We start from the raw sequence: 20,954 nt of genomic DNA, 5'->3' as shown, positions 1-20,954 counted from the left end.
AGGGTCGAAGGCGGCCACGAAGGATCGAGAACTCACTCGCGTCCTTCCTGGTGACACATCCCACGGCGAGTTTCATCGTGGATCCGGGTGTCTGCGTCGATGTGGGAGCGCGTGCCGTCGCGCAACTTCCTGCCTTTTTGAGGGCGGCGGTGCGGCCGGCAGCCGACGTCGTCCCGACGGTGTCGGCGCTCGCGGAGCGGGGACACGTCGCCGCCGACATCGATTTCGCGTTGCCGACGCACGCGCACTGGGACCACGTGTGCGGACTTCTCGATCTGCCGGGACTGCCGGTGTATTTGCATCGAACCGAACATGATTGGGTCGCAACGGGATCCGTCGCACCTGTCGGTGGGGTCCGCGAATCACTACAAGGCCGCACGACCGTCGACTACGAGCTCGACGGTCCCCCGGTATTGACCTTCAAGCGCAGCCACGACCTCTTCGGCGACGGGTCGGTCGTCCTCGTCGATCTCGCCGGCCACACCCCAGGTAGTGTCGGCGTCTTGCTGCACACCTCGGCCGGTTACGCCCTGCTCGCAGGCGACGCCGCATGGCACACGTATCAAATCGAAGACATCCGCCAGAAATCGAGCTATCCAGGAGGACTCGCGGACGAAGACCGCACGGAGGCGTTCTTGACCCTCCACCGGCTGCACGCCGTCAAGGACCGCGTGACGGTGGTACCGACGCATGATCCCGACGCCTACAAAGCGTGTTAGATCTCCGGCGTGAACGTCGCCAGCGCCTTGCCGTTCTTCCAGTGCTTGAGCAGGGCGCTGGCCAGTTCGCGGTACGCCACCGCGCCCTTGTTCTTGCGGCTCGCCAGCACCGAAGCGCCTGACGCGCTGGCTTCGGCGAAGCGCACGGTGCGCGGGATCGGCGGGGCGAGCACCGGCAGGTTGTAGCGGTCGGCCACGTCGAGCAGCACGTCGCGGCTGTGGGTGGTGCGGGAGTCGTACAGCGTCGGCAGCGCACCCAGCAGCGTCAGGTCGCTGTTGGTGATCTGTTGGACGTCGGTGATCGTGCGCAGGAACTGTCCGACACCGCGGTGCGCCAACGTCTCGCACTGCAGTGGCACGATCACGTCGTCGGCGGCGGTCAGCCCGTTGAGGGTGAGCACGCCCAGCGACGGCGGGCAGTCGATGATCACCACGTCGTACTCGCCGCCGATCTTGGCGAGCGCGCGTTTGAGCGCGTATTCACGGCCCGCCCGCATCAGCAGCATCGCCTCGGCCCCGGCCAGGTCGATGTTGGCAGGCAGCAGCGCCATCCCCTCCGACGTGTCGACCAGGGCGGCGTCCGGCTCCACGTCGCCGAGCAGCACCTCGTGGATCGACACGGGCAACTTGTCAGGATCCTGCCCCAGCGAAAACGTCAAACAGCCTTGGGGATCCAGATCGACGAGCAGTACCCGTTTGCCTTTTTCCTCCATCGCCGCACCCAACGACGCCACCGTCGTCGTTTTGGCGACCCCACCCTTTTGATTGGCGACAGCTAATACGCGCGTCACAGTGTTCATCCTGGCACGTGTACCCACGCCCGGACGGGACGTGCGGCAGAATCGGTCGGCGTGGGTGTCTTGCAGCATCGGCTGCTACTTCTCCGGCACGGAGAGACGGAATGGTCTCGATCGGGCCGGCATACCAGCCACACCGATCTCGAGCTCACCGACCTGGGCCGCGAGCGGGCCAAACTGGCCGCCGAGGCGCTCGCCCAGTTGGAACTCGACGACCCGCTGGTGATCAGCAGTCCGATGCGACGCGCGCTGCAGACCGCCGAGCTGGCAGGCCTTGCCGTCGACGAGGTCTCACCGATCCTGCAGGAGTGGGACTACGGCAATTACGAGGGCCTGACGACTCCTGAGATCCGTCAGACCGTGCCGGACTGGTTGATCTGGACGCACGGCGCCGAGGGTGGCGAAAGCGTCGCGACGGTCACCGAGCGCGCTGACGGCGCCGTCGAGTTGGCGCTGAGGCATATGGTGTCGCGCGACGTGGTCTTCGTCGGTCACGCCCACTTTTCCCGCTCGGTCATCGCCCGCTGGGTCGAGTTGCCGGTGCCCAACGGAATCCGATTCGCGATGGCGCCCGCGTCGATTGCGGTGCTCGGCTTCGAGCATGCAGTCCGGCAGATCATCGCGCAGGGGCTGACCGGCCACCAGGATCCGTGTAAACCACGGTGACTCGCGAACCGGTCTTCGTACTCGCTGGACGCAACGGCGTCGTGGTGGCCGACGGCGTGCACACCGCGTTTCCACGCCTCGCCGACGCACGCGCCGCGCTCGCCTCCCACAGCACCCCAATTGTCATGGGCGCCTTGCCTTTCGACATGAGCAAACCGGCAGCCTTGATCCGCCCGCAGTCCGTGCAGTTTCTCGAGACGCTGCCGGAGTGGCCGTTGCGCCACCTGCCGCCGGTGCGTGTTGCGCAGATGATGCCCGATCCCGCCGAACATCGCGCACGCATCGACGCCGCACTGCGACGGCTGCAGGACCCGGCGAGCGGCCTGCACAAGGTGGTGCTGGCCAGGGCGTTGCGCTTGGTTTCCGACGGCCCGCTGGACGCCGGTACCGTCCTATACCGGTTGATCGCCAACGACTCTGCGGCCAACGCCTACCTTGTCGACCTGACGGCGGCGGGCGGCGGTTACTCCGGTTGCGCACTCGTCGGCGCCAGCCCGGAACTTCTGGTGGCCCGCCGCGGCGATCAGGTGACCTGCCGGCCGTTCGCCGGATCGGCACCCCGGATGCCGGACCCCGAGGCCGACGAGGCCAGTGGCGCCGCCTTGGCCGAGTCGGCCAAGAACCGCCACGAGCACCAACTGGTGGTCGACGCGATGCGTGACGCGCTCGACCCGCTGTGCACCGAGCTGCAGATCGCCCCCGAACCACAGCTATCCAGAACCGCGGCGGTATGGCATCTCTACACGCCGATCAGTGGGCGACTTCGTGAAAGATCCACTACTGCACTGGATTTGGCAATCGCGCTGCATCCAACGCCTGCGGTGGGCGGCGTGCCGGCGGCGGCCGCCGCCGAGCTGATCAACGAGTTGGAAGGCGACCGCGGCTTCTACGCCGGGGCCGTCGGCTGGTGCGATCAGCGCGGCGACGGGCGCTGGGTGGTGTCGATCCGGTGTGCGCAGTTGTCTGCCGACCGCCGTACCGCAGACGCGCGTTCCGGCGGCGGCATCGTCGCCGAGTCCGATCCGGACGATGAAGTCGCGGAAACCACAACGAAATTCAATACGATCCTGTCGGCACTGGGAGTCGAGCCGGGAGTCGAGGCATGAGTGAAGTCATCCGCATCGCCAAGCCCGGCGACGAAGCCGAACTGACCGCGATGATCCACGAGCTGGCGGAGTTCGAGCATGCCAGCGATGACTGCACGGTGACCGAAAGCCAGTTGCGCGAAGCGCTTTTCGGCGATCATCCGACGGTGCACGGGCACATCGCCGAAGTCGACGGCGCGGCCGCCGCGGGTGCGCTGTGGTTCCGCAACTTCTCGACGTGGGACGGCGTCGCGGGAATCTACCTGGAGGACCTCTACGTCCGCCCGCAGTTCCGCCGCCGCGGCCTGGCCCGCAAGATGCTGGCCACGCTGGCCCGCGAATGTGTCGAAGGCGGATACACCCGGCTGTCGTGGGCCGTGCTGGACTGGAATGTCAACGCGATTGCGCTCTATGACGCGGTCGGCGGGCGCCCGCAGACCGAGTGGATCACCTACCGGGTGTCCGGCCCCGAGTTGTCCGCATTAGCCGAATCCCGAGAATCCTGAGCCCCCAGCCACTGCAACGCAGACGGGCTGAACAGCAGCCCCACCGTGATCAGCGCGACGGCCGCGACCGGGATCCCGTAGAGCCACTGATGCGACCCGACCGCGATGTACCAGCTCACCGGTAACAGCAGCAGCTGCGCGAACACCGCGATGCCGCGACCCCACCGCCGGCCCGTCCACAGCGCCCATGCCGCCGCGAGCACGCCGGCGCTGATGATCGCGAACCACGCGGCCGTGCCGAACTTGTTCAGCCCCGGCTCGTCGCGGCCGGCAAGGCCGCTCACCACGTACACCACCGCCGCCACCAAACCCGCGGCGCCTTCGAGCGCCACGAGAACAGCGGCCTGACGCACGGTTGCCGGCGAGGGAACGCTCACGACCACGAGCGTAAAGGTCGTTGAAGCGTGTCGAACAATTCGGGTGAGTGCTCGGCACCGCCCTTCTCGGGCGATCGTCGGTTCAGGCCGCCGGTGCGGTGTGAACGTCGGTTCCCGCGTCATTCGGATCGGTTTCACCGGCACACGAAGGGTGCTGGTCAGTGCCGTCCCGTCGACGGGCGTTGGTGGCCCGGCCTCCGTGCTTGGGGGTCCGGGGATCGAGGTGATGCTGTTGGCCCCAGTGCGCGAGGTTGCTCGCGGCGTTGGCGTCGCGGTCGGCCGAATGTCCGCACCCACAGATGAAGACCCGATCCGCGAGTGTCAGATCGCGGTGGGTCGCCCCGCAAACCGGGCAGAGCCGGCTAGAGGGAAACCATCGGTCGGCCACGATGAGCTGGCCGCCACGCCAAGCCTGTTTGTAGGCCAGCATTCGGGCGAACTCGCCCCAGCCCGCATCCGAGATTGCTTTGGCGAGGCGACGGTTGGTCAGCATTCCGGACACGTTCAGATTTTCGATGACGAGCCGGTCGTGGGTCTTGACTAGCGCGCCCGAGACTTGGTGCAGGAAATGCCGACGCACGTTGGCGACGTGATAGTGGTGACGCCCCAGCCTGGCGGCGGCGTCACGGCGGTTGGCCGATCCTTTCTGCTTGCGCGACAACGATTTCGCCAGCCGCCGTTGCCGATTCATTCCGGCGGCCAGTGCTTTGGGCGCATCGGTGACGCGGGCAACCTCAGTTCCGTCCGCGCGGGCGGCCACCACGAACGCCGACAAGCCGCGGTCGAGGCCGACCCAGCCGTCGTCTCCCGGCCCGTGAAAGGGGTGTTGGTGGGCGGTGTGCAGTTCGGCAGCCTCGACGTTCAGGGACGCCCACCAGCGGCCGCCGTGGTGGCTGACGGTCGCAAAGAGGATCTTTGCGCGGTCCTTGGCAAGCATCCGCCGCAACCGCCGGGTGTCGTCATGCACTGCGATCTGGCCGATGCCGGGCAGTGTGATCGAGCGGTGCCGGTTGTTCTCGCCGACACGGATCGCCGGCGGGCGGCCCTTGCGGTGTTTGTTGCGTAGCCGAAACGACCGGAGAGCACCGGTTTTCTTTTTGAACCGGGGAAAGCCCACACGCTTGCCATTGCGCTTGCCAGAGCGCGAATCCGACCACGCTTTGAGCCCTTTGCCCACATCAACCGCGGCTTCCTCGAACACCTGCTGACACAGCTCGTGCCGCCATGGCAGGCCAGTCACCACGATCTCGGCTTCTCCCGTCATGTCGACGGCGATGATCCGGCCGGCGTCCTCCGTTTTCTTCCACGCATTGAATGTGTTGATCAGATCGAAAGCCGTCCACGGCGCCTCCGTGCCCGGATCGATCATGCGTTGGCTCAGCGCGACTTTCACCATGCGTAAGCACTGGTTGAACGCGAACCGCGACGCCCCGGCGTGCCGGGCCAGCACCTCGCACTGCTCGACCGTGGGATCGAGGCAGAAGCGAAACGTGGTGTGCCGCGACATCACTCGTGACCATTCCACAGCCCACCGACAGAATCGGCCAACCGTGATGCGACCGATGAGTCGGTCGGCGTGATCACGATTGGATGTCATATGACCTGAACTCACCGCGCCGGGCGCCGACGGCGCTACGACTCAGACTCCTCCGACACCGCCTGCGCCCGTCAACCGACACACCTTAGGCTCAACCCTCGTGCGCGCCGTGCTGATCGTGAACCCGAATGCGACGTCGACCACTCCGGCCGGGCGCGATCTGCTCGCCCATGCTCTGGAGAGCCGGGTCAAGCTCACCGTCGCGCACACCGACCATCGCGGTCACGCCATCGAGATCGCCCGCGACGCCGTCCGCGACGGCATCGACGTGGTGATCGTGCACGGCGGCGACGGCACGGTGAACGAGGTGGTCAACGGAATCCTCCATGAGGGCGGCCCAAGCGCGGCAGCGCCCGCCGTCGGGGTGGTCCCCGGTGGCTCAGCCAACGTGTTCGCCCGCGCCCTTGGCATCAGCCCTGACCCGATCGAGGCGACCAACCAGCTCGTCGACCTGCTCGGCGACTACCGCCGCCGCAAGGCGTGGCGGCGCATCGGCCTGATGGACTGCGGCGAACGCTGGTGCGTGTTCACCGCGGGAATGGGAGTGGACGGCGAAGTGGTGGCGGCCGTCGAGGCGCAGCGTGACAAGGGCCGCAAGGTCACCGCGTCGCGCTACATCCGCGTCGCGATCCGGGAAGTGCTGGCCAGCGCCCGCAAAGAGCCGGCGCTGACGCTGGAGATGCCGGACCGCGACCCGGTGCCTGGCGTGCACTTCGCGTTCGTGTCGAACTCGAGCCCGTGGACGTACGCCAATGCCCGTCCGGTGTGGACGAATCCGACGACGACGTTCGAAACGGGCCTGGGCGTGTTCGCGACGACCAGCATGAACGTGTGGTCCAACCTGGGGCTGGTGCGAAGGATGTTGTCAAAGAAACGCGATATCAGAGCCAAGCATCTGATCCGAGAGGACGATCTGCCGTGGTTGCGGGTGACGAGCGACACGCCGGTGGCCTGTCAGATCGACGGCGACTTCCTCGGTACGCGCAAGGCGATGACGTTCACCGCGGTCCCCGATGCTCTCGGCGTGGTGGCACCGCCGCCAAAAAATGCGCCCGACGTGCAGTGATGGCATTCACAGCAGCAATTCAGGGCGCAGGTGGGTTGAGTGTAGTACAAACGAGTAAGGGTTCTGCTAACGACCCTCGTTAGTGAGATTACCCACTTGTTAACTCGCGAGTATTGACATCTGTTCAGCCTGTGAAAGCATCGGAAGCAACAGTGCAGAAACATTTTGCATGCACGCGTTAACAGCCGAAGAAAAGCTCGTGCGCCCTGCTGCGCACATAGTGAGGAGATTAGATCTATGGATTGGCGCCACAAGGCGGTCTGTCGTGACGAGGATCCGGAGCTGTTCTTCCCCGTGGGGAACAGCGGCCCGGCGCTCGCACAGATCGCTGACGCGAAGCTTGTCTGTAACCGCTGCCCGGTGACCACGGAGTGCCTCACCTGGGCTTTGGATTCTGGCCAGGATGCCGGCGTGTGGGGTGGAATGAGCGAGGACGAGCGCCGCGCGCTCAAGCGTCGCAACGCCCGCACCAAGGCTCGCAGCGGAGTCTGACCGCAACCCAGCGTTAGAGAATTTGGCTACGGCCCCGGCAAATTTTGCCGGGGCCGTAACTCTGTGCAAATGCAATTTGTATGAATTGCGTCACCGAAGTGAATTTGTGCAATAGGTCACACGTGCGACTACTGCGGCAGGCGCGCCTTACGTCCGATCGGCACTCGCAGCACCACGTCGGTGCCGCCGGTTGGCACATCGTGCATGCCCAGGGAGCCGTCGAGTTCGGCCGACACGAGTGTGCGCACGATCTGAAGCCCGAGCCGGTCGGATTTTTCCAGGCTGAAGCCGTCGGGCAGTCCGCGGCCATCGTCGTGCACGACGACGTCGAGCCAGCGTGCGGATCGCTCGGCACGAATGGTCACGCAGCCTTGCGAAGTCTTGGTGTCGAAGGCGTGCTCGATGGCGTTCTGCACCAACTCGGTGATCACCATGATCAAAGCGGTGGCGCGATCGGCGTCCAGCACCCCGAGCTCGCCGACGCGGTTGATCCGGATCGGAGTGTCCACTGTCGCAACGTCATTCATGATCGGCAGGATCCGGTCCACCACCTCGTCGAGGTTGACCTCCTCGTCCACCGACATCGACAGCGCGTCGTGCACCAGGGCGATGGACGACACCCGTCGCACCGATTCGATCAACGCTTCGCGGCCCTCGGCGTTGTTGGTGCGCCGGGCCTGAAGGCGCAGCAGCGCCGCGACGGTCTGCAGGTTGTTCTTGACCCGGTGGTGGATCTCGCGGATGGTCGCATCCTTGGATAGCAGCGCACGGTCTCGGCGTTTGACCTCGGTGACGTCACGGATCAGCACCGCGGCGCCAACGGCCTTGCCGTGCACCACCAATGGCAGGGTGCGCAGCAGCACGGCCGCGCCGCCGGCGTCGACCTCCATGCGCATGCTCGATCCGCCGGCCAGTGAATCGCGAACGTGGTTGGCCAGTTCCTGAGCCTCGAACGGATCCGAGATCAGCGGGCGGGTCACGGCAACCAGGTTGTGACCCTCCAGCTCCGACGGCAGCCCCATCCGGTGATAGGCCGAAATGGCGTTGGGACTGGCGAACACGACGCCACCGGACTCGTCGAGACGGATGAAGCCGTCGCCGACGCGCGGGCTCGAGCGTGACATCGCGAGGTCACCGACGTTGGGAAAGGTGCCTTCGGACAGCATCAGCAACAGGTCGCCTGCGCAGTCGAGGTAGGCGCTTTCCAGCGGGCTTGCCTTCCTGGCGGCCAGCGCTGTCTGGTGCGTCAGCACGGCCACGGCTTCGTTGTTGTATCGCACAGGAACAGCCTCCACGTTGAGGCCCTGTGAATCCTGTTGTCCCGCTGGGCTTTGCCTGCCAATCGTGCCCGACTTGAACGCCTCGGTCACCAGCGGCATCTCGCCGGGTTCGGCGACCGTGCCGACGGCGTCGGCCAACAAAACCGTGGGCGCGGTGTTCGGCCGAACCTGCGCCACGCACACCAGCACGCCGTCGTCGCGGCGTACCCACATCAGAAAGTCCGCGAACGACAGGTCGGCCAGCAGCTGCCATTCACCCACCACAGCGTGCAGATGGTCGACGGCGTTGCCCGGCAGGACGGTGTGCTCGGCGAGCAGATCACCGAGGGTGGACATCGGGCACTACTTTCGAGTGGGCCTCAAGAGGGGCCGTCAGGAGATCACTGCGATGAGATCGCCGGCTTGGATGACGTCGCCAACGGACACGCTCACCTTGCTGACAGTCCCCGCCACCTCGGCGAGCACCGGGATCTCCATCTTCATGGACTCCAGCAGCACCAGGGTGTCGCCCTCGCCGATCTGATCGCCCTCGTTGACCACGACCTCGAGCACACTGGCGACGATCTCGGCGCGAACATCCTCGGCCATCTTCACCCCTTCCTGCTGCTGCATGCGGCTCTATCGAACCACAACGACGCGTGGCCGGTGCTGTCGCCGGGCCATGCGACAATGGACGCAAGTACAACAACACGGAGGAATCATCATGGCCAAGCGTGGCCGCAAGAAGCGCGACCGCAAACACTCAAAGGCCAACCACGGAAAGCGGCCAAACGCCGGTTCGAAGTCGGTGCGCTAACCGCGACGGATGATGGTGGTGCGGCTGATCTCGATCCGCAGCCGCTCGCGCAGCCGATCAGGCGCCTTGTCACCGCTGCACTTCTTGGCGATCAGATTCTTGACCCGCTCCTCGACGCCGTAGTGGCGCAGGCAGGCCGGGCATTCCTCGAGGTGATGCTTGAGCTTGTCGCGCGTCTCAGCCGTGCATTCACCGTCGAGCAGCGTCCACACCTCCGCGATCACCGCGGCACACTCGGGATGCTCTGGGTCGACGGGTCCAACGGGTGGGACCCAGCGCTCGTCATCACTCATGAGGACACCTCCTCGGGCGTGTCGAGCTGTTCACCGCGAAGGAACCCGCGGTCGCGAGCGACATCGGCCAACAGCGTGCGCAACTGGCGTCGGCCCCGGTGCAACCGGGACATGACCGTCCCAATCGGCGTATCCATGATCTCGGCGATCTCCTTGTAGGGGAAGCCTTCTACGTCGGCGTAGTACACCGCCATCCGGAAATCCTCTGGCAGTGCTTGCAGGGCTTCCTTGATCTCGCTGTCCGGAAGCGACTCGAGCGCCTCGACCTCCGCCGAGCGCAAGCCGGTCGAGGAGTGCTCGGCGTTGGCGGCCAGCTGCCAGTCGGTGATCTCCTCGGTCGGATACTCCGACGGCTGCCGCTGCTTCTTGCGGTAGCTGTTGATGTAGGTGTTCGTCAGGATCCGGTACAGCCAGGCCTTGAGATTGGTTCCCTCGCGGAACGAGCGGAAGCCGGCGTAGGCCTTCACCATGGTTTCCTGCAGCAAGTCCTCGGCGTCGGCTGGATTGCGCGTCATGCGCAGCGCGCCGCCGTAGAGTTGGTCGAGCAGTGGAATCGCGTCGCGCTCGAAGCGCGCCGTCAGCTCGGCGTCGCTCTCGGTCGCCCTGTCGGGAGCCGACGTCTCTGGCGCCGTATCAGGCGCCGACCCGTCGCTGTCGGTCATCGTGGGGAACACCGTCCCTTCTGTAGCGGCGCCTCCAAACAGACCCGATATGTCCACCGGACGGTCCAGGCAAATGGCAGGCACCAAAGACCCCTTCCTTCGATCCTAGAGGTTGTAACCGACAAGGCCCCTTTCGCGGGCCGACTGCATCGAACAACAGCACAGATGGGGGCTGTTGTTCCCGCATTAGTCTGTGCCGGTGGCGCGTGCAGCAACCCCTGCGATCGCAGCCCTGTTGGCTGCCGAGGTTCCGCACGAAGTGCTGCAGTACAAGCACGACCCCCGTGCCGAGTCGTACGGCGACGAGGCCGTCGAAGAGCTGGCGCAGGTCGAGGGCGTCGATCCACAGCAGGTGTTCAAGACGCTCGTCGTCGCCCTGCCGAAGGGTCTGGCCGTCGCCGTCATCCCCGTGCCATCGAAGCTGTCGCTGAAGGCGGCCGCTGCGGCGCTCGGCGCGCCCAAGGCGGCGATGGCCGACCGGGCCGCCGCGGAACGCTCGACCGGCTACGTCATCGGCGGCATTTCGCCGTTCGGACAGCGCAAGCCGCTGCCCACGGTCGTCGACGCTTCGGCGCTGCACTGGGACCGCGTGCTGTGCAGCGCCGGCAAGCGCGGCTGGGACGTCGCGGTGCACCCTCAGGACCTGATCAGGCTGACCAACGCGGTCACCGCCGACATCCGCGCCTGAACATTCGCCGAACGTGGGTTACCGTCACGCTCGACGGCACGAAGGCGTGACAAAAGTCCACACTCGCCGCTGTAGTCGGGCGGCATAGGGTGACCCCATGTCGCTTTCTCAGAAGACCATGTTCATCTCCGGCGCGAGCCGAGGTATCGGGCTGGCGATCGCCAAGCGTGCGGCCGCCGACGGCGCCAACATCGCACTGATCGCCAAGACCGCGGAGCCGCATCCCAAGCTTCCTGGCACGGTGTACACCGCGGCCAAGGAGCTCGAGGAGGCCGGCGGCCAGGCGCTCCCGATCGTCGGCGACATCCGCGACGAGCAATCGGTCGCATCGGCGGTGGCCCAGACGGTCGAGCAGTTCGGCGGCATCGACATCTGTGTGAACAACGCATCGGCGATCAATCTCGGCTCGATCAAAGAGGTTCCGCTCAAGCGCTTCGATCTGATGAACGGCATCCAGGTGCGCGGAACCTACACGGTGTCGCAGGCGTGCATCCCCCACATGATCGGCCGGGACAACCCGCACATCTTGACGCTGTCGCCACCGATTCGGTTGGAGTCCAAGTGGCTCAAGCCGACTGCATACATGATGGCGAAGTTTGGAATGACGTTGTGCGCCTTGGCGATAGCCGAGGAGCTGCGCGAGGACGGCGTCGCGTCCAACACGCTGTGGCCGCGCACGCTGGTGGCCACCGCAGCGGTACAGAACCTGCTCGGCGGCGACGAGGCGATGGGGCGTGCGCGCAAACCCGAGGTGTATGCCGACGCGGCCTACGCCATCCTGAACAAGCCTGCCCGCGAATACACCGGCAAGAGCCTGCTCTGCGAGGACGTGCTGCTGGAGTCGGGTGTCTCGGACCTGTCCGTCTACGACTGCGTTCCAGGCTCCGAGCTCGGCGTCGACCTGTGGGTCGATACGCCCAATCCGCCCGGCTATCAAGGGCCGTGAGGCTAGGCCACACAGACATCTACGCCGACGAGTGTGGCCGGCCATAACAGCGCCGTCACGAGAAACGCAACCAGCTCCGACCCCGCGGGTAGACGAGTCTGCAACTGCGTCTCGATCAGCTGCACTTGTTCGACTTGAAAGAACGCGAACACCAGCCCGACGAGGATGTAGGGGATCGACAACCACATCGCCAACTCGATCATCGCCTCGACGCTTACCCGGCGGCTCAACCATCGGCGGAGCATCGCTGTCACACCAGCGCTCGCTGAGTGCGAACGCGACGGCGCACGTCGGCCAGCAGAATGTAGCTGCTTCCCTGGCGGATGAAGACCGGCAGGAACCGGTTGACGAAAGCGACCAGCAGGAACAGTCGTTCGAACTGGCGCTGGCGGAATTCGTTCCAGCACAAGCCCATTGCGTCGCGAAACACCGGAGCCAGAAAGCCGACGGTGAGGAATCTCAGCAGCGGCCGGAACGGCAACGCGAGGACCGGGTTGACCATCCGAAGATCCAGCAGATCATTCAGATAGCGACGGACCTCGTCGCTGATAGTGACGCGCTGACACGCCTGGGCCCAGTAGTCGTCGAAACCGGCGCGGGTGGGCGGCCATTGGTCCTCGGTGACTTGCAGCGTGGTGCCCAACGACCACGCCGATCGGTAGAACTGCTCGGACTGATCGGGGGTCATCTCGCCGCGCAGCAGCTGGTACGTGTCCTCCAGCCCGACGAAAAGGCATGCCGCAACCCACATCTGGAGTTCTTTGTCGAATGCGTTGTAACGCACGGGGCTGTCGGCAGTGGACTTGACGTGGCGATGGGAGCCGTTGACGGCTTCCCTGAACGCGGCGCGGTCCTCGGCGCGTCCGAGGACCGCCACAGCCAGGTATTGAAACGTCGTCCGTGCCCGTTTCCACGGATGCTTGAGCAGATTGCCGGAATCGACCTTGCTCTCGACGACGCCGTAGCCCACCTGCGGCCACGACAACTGCATGACCACATTGGCCGCGCCGGCCGCGAAGGCCCAGAAGTCCATGGCCTCAGCCGCGGTGACGTCGGCCTCCGGATCCCATCGAGCGGTGCGACGGCGAATGGCGATGCGGCCCTCGGCGAGCGTCACGCCGTGCACACCGTCGAAACCAACAACACCGGCCACCACACGATGGCGCCGATGTCCCAGTTGTGGGCGAGCGACCAAAACAACCCGATGACCAGGTAAGGCGCTGCGAGCATGGCGGCCGTACCGATCCACTCGGCGATCGTCATTTCAAAGCTCAAGACGCTTCTGAGTCCGCTGAGCATGCCATTATGTTAATGGCGATTCGCGCCGCCCGGGCCTGAATTGCGTGCTCACGCTCTACAACAGCGTCGGCTCGGGTTTGGCCGGCTCGATCAGCTCAGGGCCGTTGTTGCGGATGCTATTGACCAGTCGCGACACCTCGCGAATCTCGATGCGGTCGAGGTCGCCGTGGCCACGGAGCAGTCCTTCGTCGATGGGCGCGTCGGGGTCGAGCCAGCGGTCCCAGTCGGCCTTGCTGATCGTCAGCGGCATCCGGTCGTGGATCTCGGCCAGCGGACCCGCCGCGTCGGTCGTGATGATCGTGCAGCTCAGCAACGGCGATTCTGAGGACGGCGCTCCGGCCTTTTCGCGGGGCCGCCACGTCGACCACAATCCCGCCATGAACAACGGCTCGCCGTCGGCGCCGTACATGTAGAACGGCGTCTTGGGCGCCTTCTTGCCCGACGCCAGTTCGCCGTTGGGCCGCCACTCGTACCAGCCGTCCATCGGCACCAGACACCGCTTGCTCTTCGCAGAACTGCGGAATGCGGGCGAGCTCGTCACCTTGTCCGCGCGGGCATTGATCAGCAGCGGCCCCTTCTTGGTGTCGGGCCCACCGTCGTCGGCGGTCTTCGCCCACGGCGGCACCAGCCCCCATCGCATCGACCTGACTCGCCGCGTCGACTCGTCCTCGGGTTCGGTGTGGCGCTTGACAACGGTGCTGATCGTGGTGGTCGGCGCGACGTTGTAGTTCGGCCCGGTGTTCGCGTCCTTGGCAGCGGCTGTGCTTTCGTCGATCGCCTGGATCTTCTCCGCCAACAGAGCCGGATCGGTGGTCACCGCGAATCGCCCACACATATATCCCATGGTGGCACGCCAATCGGACAGGGCAGGATAGAGATCGTGAGCAACTGGCATGCACCGTCCACGCAGATCCCCGTGCATGCCACCGTGACAGTGCCCGGCTCGAAGTCCCAAACCAACCGAGCGCTGGTGCTTGCTGCATTGGCTACTCCTCAAGGCACGTCGACGATCAGCGGGGCGCTGCGCAGCCGCGACACCGATTTGATGATCGGAGCACTGCAGACGTTGGGCGTCGGCGTCGACGGCGCGGGCAGCGAGTTGACCATCAGCGGCGCCATCTCCCCACAAGCCGGCGCCCGCATCGACTGTGGGCTCGCGGGAACCGTGCTGCGGTTCGTCCCACCGGCGGCGGCGCTCGGTACCGAGACCGTCACCTTCGACGGCGACGAACAGGCCCGTGTCCGACCCATCGCGCCGCTGCTCGATGCATTGCGCGGTCTCGGCGTGGACATCGACGGTGACGGGCTGCCGTTCGCGGTGCGTGGCGGCGGCTCCGTCGCTGGCGGAACGGTGCACATCGATGCGTCGGCGTCGTCCCAGTTCGTGTCGGGCCTGCTGTTGTCTGGGGCCGCGTTCAGCGATGGGCTGACGATCGTACACACCGGCGAGTCGCTGCCGTCGGCGCCGCACATCGCGATGACGGTGTCGATGCTGCGCGACGCGGGCGTGGACGTCGACGACAGCGAGGCCAACAGATGGCGGGTCTCCCCCGGCCCGATTGCGGCGCGGCACTGGGACATTGAGCCCGACCTGTCCAACGCCGTGCCATTTCTGGCGGCAGCGGTCGTCAGCGGCGGCATCGTCCGGATCACCGGCTGGCCACAGGTGAGCATTCAGCCCGCCGGAGACATCTTCGGCATCCTCGAGAAGCTCGGTTCGGTTGTGCACCATGGCAGTTCGTACCTGGAGGTGCAGGGCACCGCGACCTTCGGTGGCTTCGAGGTCGATCTGCACGACGTCGGCGAGCTGACGCCCGCTGTCGCGGCATTGGCGGCGTTGGCATCCGACGGTTCGGTGTCCCAGCTCAGCGGAGTCGCGCATCTACGCGGACACGAAACCGACCGCTTGGCGGCGCTGAGCGCCGAGATCAACGGCCTTGGCGGCCAATGCGATCAGACGCCCGACGGGCTCGTCATCACCGCGCGGCCGTTGCACGGCGGCGTGTGGCGGTCGTATGCCGACCATCGGATGGCGACGGCCGGCGCGATCGTCGGGCTGCGAGTACCGGGCGTCGAGGTCGAAGACATCGGCACCACGGCCAAGACGCTGCCGGAGTTCCCGCAGCTGTGGGCCGACATGCTCGAAGGCCAGACGATCGATTGAGCCCTCGCGAGTACGACGAGTCCGATGTCCGGGTCCGCCCCGGCCGGGGCTCGCGGCCGCGAACGAAGACCCGCCCCGAACACGCCGACGCGCAAGAAGCCATGGTCGTGACCGTCGACCGCGGCCGGTGGGGATGCGCGCTCGGCCGCGACCCCGACCGTGTCGTCACGGCCATGCGGGCCAGGGAACTGGGCCGCACCCCGATCGTCGTCGGCGACGACGTCGACATCGTCGGGGACATGTCGGGTCGGCCCGACACGCTTGCACGCATCGTGCGCCGCGGTGAACGGCGAACGGTGTTGCGGCGCACTGCCGATGACACCGATCCCACCGAACGCATCGTCGTCGCCAATGCCGATCAGCTGCTGATCGTCGTCGCTCTCGCCGATCCCCCGCCGCGCACGGGTTTGGTCGAACGGACGCTGATCGCCGCGTACGCCGGCGGGCTCGAACCGATTCTATGTTTGACCAAGACGGACCTGGCCCCGCCAGAACCGTTTGCGGCGCAATTCGCAGACCTGGATCTCACGATCACGATCGCGGGCCGTGACGACCCGCTCGACGCCGTAGCGCCTCTGCTGACGGACAAGGTCACGGTGCTGCTGGGGCATTCCGGGGTCGGCAAGTCGACGTTGGTGAATCGCCTTGTGCCGGATGCTGACAGGGCGATCGGCGAGGTGACCGATATCGGCCGGGGACGGCATACGTCGACGCAGTCGGTCGCGCTGCCGCTGAGCTTCGGCGGGTGGGTGGTCGACACGCCGGGTATCCGCTCGTTCGGCCTGGCCCACATAGAGCCCGACGACGTGATGCAGGCGTTCTCCGATTTGGCCGAGGCGATCAAGGACTGCCCGCGCGGCTGCGGGCACATGGGTCCGCCCGCAGACCCGGAGTGCGCACTGGACACGCTGACCGGGCCTGCCGCGGGCCGCGTGGCGGCGGCACGGCGACTACTGGCGGCGCTGTCGGAGGCACGCTACTGACGACGAAGCCCTCCCCATTTCGGGGAGGGCCTCTTCAGTCCGCTGATCAGCGGTGGTATCCGGGGTCCAGGTTCTGGATGTGCCAGACGCCGTGGTGGCCGTGCCAGCCCGGCTGCGCCTCGGGCGCGGGCTGGGCCTTCACGCTCGGCGTGGCCATATTGCCCGAGTGGGGATCGGCCATCGTCGCCGCGTTGGCCATGCCGGCCAAGCCAAGCGCTGCGCCGCCGATGATTCCGGCCGAGACGAGCGGCAGGGCGAAGTAGCGGGCGAACTTGCGGGTGGTGTTGGTGTTCATTTCTTGAGTCCTCCTGTGTGAGTTAGCTTTTCGGCTTCTGCGCCGGTGTTCTCCGGCGATGACTTAAGAATGCCGGGATCGAGCCGCGTTGTATGTCCGGCGATCGGACAGTCGACCGGATGAATCAGCTGTCCCCCGATCGGGGGAACTAGGCTCGCGTCCGTGAGCCACGTACCGGCGCTACAGCTCAACGACGGCGCGTCCATCCCTGCGCTCGGGTTCGGCGTCTACAAGATCGATCCCGACCGGACGGTCGATGCGGTCAAGGCGGCGCTGGACGTCGGCTACCGGCACATCGACACCGCTCAGATGTACGGAAACGAACAGGCAGTTGGGCAGGCCGTTCGCGACGCGGGCATCGACCGCTCGGACGTCTTCATCACGAGCAAGCTCGACAACGGCTTCCACAAGCCCGACGATGCCCGCCGCGCCTTCGACAACACGCTTATCGCGCTGGGCTCCGACGATGTCGACTTGTTCCTGATCCACTGGCCGCTGCCGACGCGCTACGACGGGGATTTCGTCTCGACGTGGCGCACGCTCGAGGAGTTCAACAGTGACGGGCGGGCCCGCAGCATCGGGGTGTCGAACTTCGAGATCGGGCATCTGCAGCGGCTGGCTCGCGAGACGCACACCACGCCGGCGGTGAATCAGATCGAGGCGCACCCATACTTCGCCAACAACGCGGTGCGGGCCTACGGCATGGAACACGGCATCGCCACCGAGGCATGGGCGCCGATCGCGCGGGGAAAGGCGCTGGACGATCCGGTGGTGGCCCGCATCGCAGACGCGGTGGGCAGATCACCGGCCCAGGTGGTGTTGCGCTGGCACATCCAGCGTGGCGACATCGTCTTCCCCAAGTCGGTCACACCGCGTCGAATCAGAGAGAACTTCGCGCTCTTCGACTTTGAGCTAGGTGACGCCGATATCGACGCACTGTCCGCGCTGGACAGAGGTGAGGCCGGCCGCACAGGTCCCCATCCCGACCGTTTCGACAACATCGGGACCTAACTTCGGCCCGCGTGCCTGCACCGTCGCGGCCGGTGAGCGCCCGTAGAGTGCGTGCGTGACCGAACCGGCCTTCCTGGAACGTACGCGCGACGGCTACGACCGCACCGCATCGGTGTATGCCGAACGGTTCCACAACCACCTGCACGACAAGCCGCTCGACCGCGCGGTGCTGACCGGGTTCGCCGAGTTGGTCGACCGCGACGGCGTCATCGCCGACGTCGGCTGCGGTACAGGTGCGACGTCGCGCATGCTGGCAGACTTCGGTCCGAAGGTCGTCGGTATCGACTTGTCCCCCAACATGATCGCCGAGGCACGACGCCTCAACCCGGGGCTGCGCTTCCAGGTCGGGTCGATGACGGAGCTCGACTTCGACGACGGCCACTTCGATGGGGTGTGTGCATGGTATTCGGTGATTCACATACCCGATGAGCAACTGCCGCATGTCTTTTCGGAATTCCATCGCGTGCTGCGTCCCGGCGGATGGCTTTTGGTGGCATTCCAGGTGGGCGAGCAGCCCCGCGAGTTCAAGCAGGCGTTCGGCGAGGAGGTGTCGTTGACCTTCTACCGGCGCCAGCCCGATGCCGTCGCGGTGCTATTGGACGAAGCAGGCCTGAACCCGTACGCGGGTTTGGTGCGTGAACCAAACGACGACGGCTTCGAATCGACACCGCACGCGTATCTGTTCGCCCACCGAACGTGAGCTAGTGTGCGACATCTCTCTGAAATGTCGCACATAGCTTCACGTTCGACGTCAGGCTGCGTCCGCCAACCGCTTGTGCGTGCGCTTCTCGCGGCGGCGTGCCCGCACTGCGGCGATGGACGACTTGAGCCCGCGGCGCTGGGCCGGCTCGAGCTCGGCGAACATCCGCTCGCTGCGGGTTTCGGGTGCATCGTCGGCGGTGTCGCGTAGGTACCTGTCCGGCAGCGACAGTTTGGCGATGGTCCGCCACGTCTTGCCGTACTGCATCAGGAACGAGCCCGTCGTGTACGGCAGGTCGTACTTGTCGCACACCTCACGCACCCGCAACGAGATTTCGTAGAGCCGGTTGCTCGGTAGATCCGGGTACAGGTGATGCTCGATCTGGTGGCACAGGTTGCCACTCATGAAGCGAAGCGCTGGACCGTTCTCGAAGTTCGCGCTGCCCAGCATCTGCCGCAGGTACCACTCGCCCTTGGTTTCGCCAACCATGTCGGTCTTGGTGAATTTCTCTGCGCCGTCAGGGAAGTGGCCGCAGAAGATCACCGCGTTGGCCCACACGTTGCGAATGATGTTGGCCACCGCGTTGGCCTTCAGCGTCGACTTGTAGGTCGCGCCGGGCGACAGTGAGGTCACCGCCGGCCATGCGACGTAGTCCTTGATGACCTGATGCCCGGCCTTCACTCCGAACTCACGCACCCGGACCAGCGTCGCGTTGCGGTCGTCGCGGCCCTTGAAGATCTTGCCGAGCTCCAAGTGCTGAAGACCCACGCCCCACTCGAATAGGGTCGAGAGCAGGGTGTTGAAGAACAGGTTCAACAGGTTGAACGGCTTCCACTTCGTGTCGCGGGTAACGCGCAGGACGCCGTAGCCCACATCGTCATCCATGCCGAGGATGTTGGTGTACTTGTGGTGCATGAAGTTGTGGGTGAACCGCCAGTGCTTGGACGCCCCGCTCATGTCCCACTCCCACGTCGAGGAGTGAATCTCGGGATCGTTCATCCAATCCCACTGGCCGTGCATGACGTTGTGGCCGATCTCCATGTTCTCGATGATCTTGGAGACACCCAGGGTCACCGTGCCGGCCCACCATGCCGAGCGCCGCGAGCTGGCGGCCAGCATCAGGCGGCCCGCCACCTCCAGGGCGCGCTGGGCGGCAATGGTGCGACGGATATAGCGCGCGTCGCGCTCCCCGCGGGAGTCTTCGATGTCCTGTCGGATTGCGTCCAGCTCGTAAGCCAGATTTTCGATGTCGGCGTCGGTCAGATGTGTAAACGCCGGAACGTCCGTAATAGCCATGGTCAGCCTCCCCTCTCTTCTTCTACGCTACCGTAACCTACGCTTCCGTAGGTTACCAGTCAGTAAAGCTTAAACGTCCAGCACACAATCGCCAGATGCGGCCGAAATGCACGTCTGCACGCGGCTGCCCGGCTCCTTTTCGGCGCCGGTCCGCAAGTCACGGACGTGCCCCTCGAGGAGGCCGACCACACACGACTGACAGATGCCCATCCGGCACCCGAACGGCATCCGGATGCCGACCTGCTCGCCGGCGTCCATCAACGGCGTCGCGGCGTCCACCGTCAGCTTCTTGCCGCTGCGGGCGAATTCGACGGTGCCGCCTTGGCCGTGTACAGCCGCCTTGGACACCGCGAACCGCTCCAGATGCAGGCGCTCACCGATTCCCGCCGCCGACCACACCCGCTCCGCGGCGTTAAGCATGCCCTCGGGGCCGCAGGCCCACGTCTCGCGTTCCCGCCAGTCGGGCAGTTCGTCGTCGAGCCTGGCCAGATCAAGCCGCCCGTCTGTGCGGGTCGCCCGCTTCCGCAGCCGGTAACCCTCGTGCGCACGCTCCAGCTCGGCCAGCTCCGCACCGAACATAACGTCGGATTCCGTTGGGGCCGAATGCAAATGGACGATATCGGTGATTTGGTCGCGACGGGCCAGCGTGCGCAGCATCGACATCACCGGCGTGATGCCGGAGCCACCCGTGAGAAACAGCACGGAGGCCGGCGCCGGATCTGGCATCACGAAGTTGCCCTGCGGCGCGGCCAGCCTGACGATCGTGCCAGGTGCCACGCCGCCAACCAGGTGCGTCGACAGGAACCCCTCGGGCATGGCCTTGACCGTGATGGTGATGGTGCGCGAGCCCCTCAACGGACTGGACGTCAACGAGTACGACCGCCAGCGCCAGCGTCCGTCGACCTGCAGGCCGATGCCGATGTACTGGCCGGGCTGGTAGTTGAACGTGAAACCCCAGCCGGGCTTGATCACCAGGGTCGCGGAGTCGACGGTTTCGCGGCGCACCTCGACGACCCGGCCGCGCAGTTCGCGCGCCGACCACAGCGGGTTGGCGAGCTTGAGGTAGTCGTCGGGCAGTAGTGGCGTCGTGATGCGCCCGGCGATCGCGCGTAGCGCGTGCCAACCAGGCCGTTGTTTCGCCCCGGCCACCTTCGGGCGCACGGTATCGGCGACGTTGGCCGAGACCTTGATGGTGTTCTTGGCCATGGAACCTACGGTACCGTAACTTACGCTCCC

27 protein-coding genes are annotated in these 20,954 nt (G+C 65.8%); 13 read left to right on the top strand and 14 right to left on the bottom strand.

Going from position 1 to position 20,954, the window contains the following annotated elements; genetic code table 11:
• Nucleotides 1-50 precede the first annotated feature (50 nt).
• Complete coding sequence (locus ACWW36_RS16670; protein ID WP_456137105.1) at nucleotides 51-719, top strand: MBL fold metallo-hydrolase; 669 nt, start codon at nucleotides 51-53, stop codon at nucleotides 717-719.
• Here the strand turns inward: ACWW36_RS16670 and ACWW36_RS16665 are convergent.
• Entirely contained in the window at nucleotides 716-1,519 is an 804-nt protein-coding gene (locus tag ACWW36_RS16665) for a ParA family protein (protein WP_456137104.1), read from the bottom strand. The genes ACWW36_RS16670 and ACWW36_RS16665 overlap by 4 nt on opposite strands.
• Nucleotides 1,520-1,570: 51 nt before the next feature.
• On the opposite strand from ACWW36_RS16665, the gene ACWW36_RS16660 reads away from it, so the two are divergent.
• The 3 genes from ACWW36_RS16660 to ACWW36_RS16650 are packed head-to-tail and all read left to right on the top strand — an operon-like array spanning nucleotide 1,571 to nucleotide 3,773.
• Nucleotides 1,571-2,182, top strand: a complete 612-nt coding sequence (locus ACWW36_RS16660; RefSeq protein WP_456137103.1) for an acid phosphatase — start codon at nucleotides 1,571-1,573, stop codon at nucleotides 2,180-2,182.
• On the top strand, nucleotides 2,179-3,288 hold the full coding sequence (locus ACWW36_RS16655) for an isochorismate synthase (protein ID WP_456137102.1): 1,110 nt from the start codon (nucleotides 2,179-2,181) through the stop codon (nucleotides 3,286-3,288). The genes ACWW36_RS16660 and ACWW36_RS16655 overlap by 4 nt, the downstream gene beginning before the upstream one ends.
• Nucleotides 3,285-3,773 carry an N-acetyltransferase family protein gene (locus ACWW36_RS16650; protein WP_456137101.1) on the top strand — a complete coding sequence of 163 codons (489 nt, stop codon included), beginning with the start codon at nucleotides 3,285-3,287 and terminating at the stop codon, nucleotides 3,771-3,773. Before ACWW36_RS16655 ends, ACWW36_RS16650 begins: the two co-directional genes overlap by 4 nt.
• On the opposite strand, the gene ACWW36_RS16645 is transcribed toward ACWW36_RS16650, so the two are convergent.
• Together ACWW36_RS16645 and ACWW36_RS16640 are read right to left on the bottom strand one after the other, a co-directional pair.
• Nucleotides 3,719-4,150, bottom strand: a complete 432-nt coding sequence (locus tag ACWW36_RS16645; protein ID WP_456137100.1) for a hypothetical protein — start codon at nucleotides 4,148-4,150, stop codon at nucleotides 3,719-3,721. The two genes, ACWW36_RS16650 and ACWW36_RS16645, sit on opposite strands and share 55 nt — an antisense overlap.
• An 82-nt stretch (nucleotides 4,151-4,232) precedes the next feature.
• Nucleotides 4,233-5,657: an RNA-guided endonuclease TnpB family protein gene (locus ACWW36_RS16640; RefSeq protein WP_456137099.1), complete on the bottom strand. Its 1,425-nt coding sequence runs from the start codon at nucleotides 5,655-5,657 to the stop codon at nucleotides 4,233-4,235.
• A 190-nt stretch (nucleotides 5,658-5,847) separates the two neighbouring features.
• Here ACWW36_RS16640 and ACWW36_RS16635 point away from each other — a divergent pair, with 190 nt between their 5' ends.
• Both ACWW36_RS16635 and whiB1 read left to right on the top strand, forming a co-directional pair.
• On the top strand, nucleotides 5,848-6,813 hold the full coding sequence (locus ACWW36_RS16635; RefSeq protein WP_456137098.1) for a diacylglycerol/lipid kinase family protein: 966 nt from the start codon (nucleotides 5,848-5,850) through the stop codon (nucleotides 6,811-6,813).
• 237 nt (nucleotides 6,814-7,050) lie between these two features.
• Nucleotides 7,051-7,305: a transcriptional regulator WhiB1 gene (whiB1, locus tag ACWW36_RS16630; protein WP_015305418.1), complete on the top strand. Its 255-nt coding sequence runs from the start codon at nucleotides 7,051-7,053 to the stop codon at nucleotides 7,303-7,305.
• 128 nt (nucleotides 7,306-7,433) lie between these two features.
• On the opposite strand, the gene ACWW36_RS16625 is transcribed toward whiB1, so the two are convergent.
• The gene (locus ACWW36_RS16625; protein WP_456137097.1) at nucleotides 7,434-8,921 is read right to left on the bottom strand and encodes a sensor histidine kinase; all 1,488 of its coding nucleotides are present in this window, start codon (nucleotides 8,919-8,921) and stop codon (nucleotides 7,434-7,436) included.
• A 36-nt stretch (nucleotides 8,922-8,957) separates the two neighbouring features.
• The gene (locus tag ACWW36_RS16620) at nucleotides 8,958-9,173 is read right to left on the bottom strand and encodes a biotin/lipoyl-binding carrier protein (protein ID WP_014208824.1); all 216 of its coding nucleotides are present in this window, start codon (nucleotides 9,171-9,173) and stop codon (nucleotides 8,958-8,960) included.
• Nucleotides 9,174-9,288: 115 nt separating this feature from the next.
• Between ACWW36_RS16620 and ACWW36_RS16615 the strand changes: the two genes are divergently transcribed.
• Nucleotides 9,289-9,381, top strand: coding sequence for a 50S ribosomal protein bL37 (locus tag ACWW36_RS16615; RefSeq protein ID WP_003882799.1), 93 nt, complete (start codon nucleotides 9,289-9,291; stop codon nucleotides 9,379-9,381).
• Here the strand turns inward: ACWW36_RS16615 and rsrA are convergent.
• Complete coding sequence (gene rsrA / locus ACWW36_RS16610) at nucleotides 9,378-9,674, bottom strand: mycothiol system anti-sigma-R factor (RefSeq protein WP_456137096.1); 297 nt, start codon at nucleotides 9,672-9,674, stop codon at nucleotides 9,378-9,380. The genes ACWW36_RS16615 and rsrA overlap by 4 nt on opposite strands.
• Nucleotides 9,671-10,336 (bottom strand): sigma-70 family RNA polymerase sigma factor, encoded by a 666-nt coding sequence (locus ACWW36_RS16605; protein ID WP_456142519.1) that lies wholly within the window; start codon nucleotides 10,334-10,336, stop codon nucleotides 9,671-9,673. The genes rsrA and ACWW36_RS16605 overlap by 4 nt, the downstream gene beginning before the upstream one ends.
• Before the next feature lie 199 nt (nucleotides 10,337-10,535).
• On the opposite strand from ACWW36_RS16605, the gene ybaK reads away from it, so the two are divergent.
• Both ybaK and ACWW36_RS16595 read left to right on the top strand, forming a co-directional pair.
• On the top strand, nucleotides 10,536-11,024 hold the full coding sequence (gene ybaK / locus ACWW36_RS16600) for a Cys-tRNA(Pro) deacylase (RefSeq protein WP_456137095.1): 489 nt from the start codon (nucleotides 10,536-10,538) through the stop codon (nucleotides 11,022-11,024).
• A 97-nt stretch (nucleotides 11,025-11,121) separates the two neighbouring features.
• Entirely contained in the window at nucleotides 11,122-11,970 is an 849-nt protein-coding gene (locus ACWW36_RS16595) for an SDR family oxidoreductase (RefSeq protein WP_456137094.1), read from the top strand.
• Nucleotides 11,971-11,972: 2 nt separating this feature from the next.
• Here the strand turns inward: ACWW36_RS16595 and ACWW36_RS16590 are convergent, their stop codons facing one another.
• From ACWW36_RS16590 to ACWW36_RS16575, 4 genes are read right to left on the bottom strand one after another with little or no spacing between them, the layout of a single operon-like run.
• Nucleotides 11,973-12,215 (bottom strand): hypothetical protein, encoded by a 243-nt coding sequence (locus ACWW36_RS16590; protein ID WP_456142518.1) that lies wholly within the window; start codon nucleotides 12,213-12,215, stop codon nucleotides 11,973-11,975.
• A 5-nt stretch (nucleotides 12,216-12,220) separates the two neighbouring features.
• Complete coding sequence (locus ACWW36_RS16585) at nucleotides 12,221-13,123, bottom strand: oxygenase MpaB family protein (protein WP_456137093.1); 903 nt, start codon at nucleotides 13,121-13,123, stop codon at nucleotides 12,221-12,223.
• Nucleotides 13,084-13,269 carry a hypothetical protein gene (locus ACWW36_RS16580; RefSeq protein WP_456137092.1) on the bottom strand — a complete coding sequence of 62 codons (186 nt, stop codon included), beginning with the start codon at nucleotides 13,267-13,269 and terminating at the stop codon, nucleotides 13,084-13,086. The genes ACWW36_RS16585 and ACWW36_RS16580 overlap by 40 nt, the downstream gene beginning before the upstream one ends.
• Nucleotides 13,270-13,324: 55 nt before the next feature.
• A complete protein-coding gene (locus ACWW36_RS16575) occupies nucleotides 13,325-14,104 on the bottom strand; it encodes an SOS response-associated peptidase (protein WP_456142517.1) in 780 nt (259 codons plus the stop codon).
• Nucleotides 14,105-14,149: 45 nt separating this feature from the next.
• Here ACWW36_RS16575 and aroA point away from each other — a divergent pair, with 45 nt between their 5' ends.
• Entirely contained in the window at nucleotides 14,150-15,433 is a 1,284-nt protein-coding gene (aroA, locus tag ACWW36_RS16570; protein WP_456137091.1) for a 3-phosphoshikimate 1-carboxyvinyltransferase, read from the top strand.
• A complete protein-coding gene (gene rsgA / locus ACWW36_RS16565; RefSeq protein WP_456137090.1) occupies nucleotides 15,430-16,416 on the top strand; it encodes a ribosome small subunit-dependent GTPase A in 987 nt (328 codons plus the stop codon). Before aroA ends, rsgA begins: the two co-directional genes overlap by 4 nt.
• Before the next feature lie 46 nt (nucleotides 16,417-16,462).
• Here rsgA and ACWW36_RS16560 read toward each other — a convergent pair whose 3' ends face one another.
• Nucleotides 16,463-16,711 carry a hypothetical protein gene (locus ACWW36_RS16560; protein ID WP_456137089.1) on the bottom strand — a complete coding sequence of 83 codons (249 nt, stop codon included), beginning with the start codon at nucleotides 16,709-16,711 and terminating at the stop codon, nucleotides 16,463-16,465.
• Nucleotides 16,712-16,873: 162 nt separating this feature from the next.
• Here ACWW36_RS16560 and ACWW36_RS16555 point away from each other — a divergent pair, with 162 nt between their 5' ends.
• Both ACWW36_RS16555 and ACWW36_RS16550 read left to right on the top strand, forming a co-directional pair.
• Nucleotides 16,874-17,722 (top strand): aldo/keto reductase, encoded by an 849-nt coding sequence (locus ACWW36_RS16555; protein WP_456137088.1) that lies wholly within the window; start codon nucleotides 16,874-16,876, stop codon nucleotides 17,720-17,722.
• 55 nt (nucleotides 17,723-17,777) lie between these two features.
• Nucleotides 17,778-18,422: a class I SAM-dependent methyltransferase gene (locus ACWW36_RS16550; RefSeq protein WP_456137087.1), complete on the top strand. Its 645-nt coding sequence runs from the start codon at nucleotides 17,778-17,780 to the stop codon at nucleotides 18,420-18,422.
• A 51-nt stretch (nucleotides 18,423-18,473) separates the two neighbouring features.
• On the opposite strand, the gene ACWW36_RS16545 is transcribed toward ACWW36_RS16550, so the two are convergent.
• Both ACWW36_RS16545 and ACWW36_RS16540 read right to left on the bottom strand, forming a co-directional pair.
• The gene (locus ACWW36_RS16545; RefSeq protein WP_456137086.1) at nucleotides 18,474-19,718 is read right to left on the bottom strand and encodes a fatty acid desaturase family protein; all 1,245 of its coding nucleotides are present in this window, start codon (nucleotides 19,716-19,718) and stop codon (nucleotides 18,474-18,476) included.
• Nucleotides 19,719-19,787: 69 nt separating this feature from the next.
• Entirely contained in the window at nucleotides 19,788-20,924 is a 1,137-nt protein-coding gene (locus tag ACWW36_RS16540) for a ferredoxin reductase (RefSeq protein ID WP_456137085.1), read from the bottom strand.
• Between the last annotated feature and the right edge of the window lie 30 nt (nucleotides 20,925-20,954).

It is taken from the genome of Mycobacterium sp. MMS18-G62 (assembly GCF_053877835.1).
This window is presented reverse-complemented; position numbering and strand designations above follow the sequence as displayed.